The organism is Streptomyces sp. NRRL B-24572 (genome assembly GCF_002156145.1).
Classification (GTDB): Bacteria; Actinomycetota; Actinomycetes; order Streptomycetales; family Streptomycetaceae; genus Streptomyces; species Streptomyces vietnamensis.
Genome location: NZ_MWIG01000999.1, coordinates 3,055 through 3,254 on the forward strand (window position 1 = coordinate 3,055; position 200 = coordinate 3,254).

Genomic DNA, 200 nt, shown 5'->3' on the forward strand with positions numbered 1-200 from the left:
GAAGGCCTCGGCGACGTCCTCGGGGGTGGACTCGGGCAGGTCCGCCAGCTTCTCCCCGGTGAAGGGGGTGTGGTTGGCGGTCCGGCCGGAGCCGACGACTCCGCGCGTGAGCCGGGCGACCAGCTCGGGCGTCACGACGTCGGCGGCCGTCCGCGCGCCGGCGGGCGCGGGCGCGACCGGGTTGGTCGCGCCGGCGGGGG

1 pseudogene is annotated in these 200 nt (G+C 79.5%); it reads right to left on the reverse strand.

The features are described from left to right. A pseudogene (gene gabD2, locus CCN56_RS45360) lies at positions 1-200 on the reverse strand (succinic semialdehyde dehydrogenase); the annotation flags it as partial.